This window comes from Bradyrhizobium sp. LeoB3, assembly GCF_055456055.1.
This window is the reverse complement of the sequence record NZ_JBVBEF010000277.1, coordinates 1-1,593: the sequence shown is the minus strand read 5'-3', so window position 1 is coordinate 1,593 and position 1,593 is coordinate 1. Positions and strand designations below refer to the sequence as shown.

Below are 1,593 nucleotides of genomic sequence, written 5' to 3'. Positions count from 1 at the left end.
CTCGATCGCCGCGCCATCGAATTGAGCTTTTCCTCGCAGCGCGACAATTTCCGCGGCTCGCTGCGCATGCTCAAGGAGAACAAGGACGAAGCCTTCGACCTCTTGCGCACGGCGCTGGCCTCGCCGCGCTTCGAGGCGCGCGATGTCGAGCGCATCCGTGCGCAGGTGCTGTCCAACCTGCGCCGCGAATCCACCAACCCGAGCTCGCTTGCAGGCCGCAAATTCCTCGAAGTCGCTTTCGGCGACCATCCCTACGGCCGGGGGGCCCAGGGCACGCTCGAAAGCGTGCCGACGATCGAGATCGCCGAGCTCAAAGACTATGTCCGCCGCGTGCTCGCCAAGGACACGCTCAAGGTCGCCGTGGTCGGCGATGTCGATCCCGACGCGCTCGGCAAATTGCTCGACAAGACCTTTGGCGGGCTGCCGGCCAAGGCCACGCTCACGCCGGTCGCCGACATCGTCGCGGCCAAGCCGCCGCAGCGCACCCTCATTCCGCTCGACGTACCGCAAACGGTCGTGACCTTCGGCGGACCCGGCATCCGCCGCCACGAGCCGGACTTCATGCCGGGCTACGTCGTCAACCACATCCTCGGCGGCGGCGGATTGTCCTCGCGGCTTTACCGCGAAGTGCGCGAGAAGCGTGGGCTCGCTTATTCCGTCTATGGAGCGCTGGTCTGGATGGAGCACTCCTCGCTGTTCATCGGCAATACCGGCACCCGCGCCGATCGTGCCGGCGAGACGGTGGACGCGATCGAGAAGGAAGTCCGCCGCATGGCCGAGGAGGGCCCGACCCAGAAGGAGCTCGACGAGGCCAAGTCGTACTTGAAGGGTTCGCAGATGCTGGCGCTCGATACCTCCTCGAAGCTCGCGCAGGCGATGCTGCAGTATCAGACCGACAGACTGCCGATCGACTACATCGAGAAGCGCAACGCCATCGTCGACGCGGTGACGCTGGACGATGCCAGGAAGGTGTCGCAGCGGGTCTGGGGCCAGGGCCTGCTCACGGTCGTCGTCGGCCGCACCCCGCAGGCCGCGGCCCAGCCGGCCAGCGCGCCATCCGCCGCAACGCCGCCGCCCGCCGTCAGCCCACCGGCCGCCGCGCCATCAGCCGCAACGCCGGCAACACCTAACTAACTTTGTGTTCGTGAGGTGATATGCGATCTGAACTTCGTTGGGGTGCCGCAACAGCTGCGCTCGTTGCAAGCGGTGCCGTCAATTCGGCCGATCTTAAGCCGGCAGCAAAGGTCCCACCGGCACTGTGGAGCCGGACCGGAGGATATATCGGCGGGCACGTGGGAGGCGGCTACGGCCGGTCATCGTTTCGTGATCCTCTATGGTCGGTCGATTTACGGTGACCTCGTCGATAGCCCTGTGTTCCTGGCCGGAGGTCAGATCGGCTACAATTGGTAGAAGGAGCCTGGGCTCTTGGCCTCGAATTGGATGCCGGCGGCGCTGTCTCGGACGGCCAAACACCTGACCAGCATCTCTGCCAGATCGTCAAAAAAGTTTCACCAACGAACCGCTTTTGGCGGACTCGTTTCTTCGTCCAGGCGAAGGGCTGTGCTTTTTCATTGTAGGCGCGGATGAAGGCAT

The 1,593-nt window shown here is 64.7% G+C and carries 1 protein-coding gene; it reads left to right on the top strand.

All coding sequences use genetic code 11. The annotated features are described in order from the left end of the window. On the top strand, positions 1–1,134 hold a 1,134-nt coding region (locus ACZXDY_RS45815), incomplete at its 5' end, for a M16 family metallopeptidase (protein WP_464349999.1). Positions 1,135–1,593 lie beyond the last annotated feature (459 nt).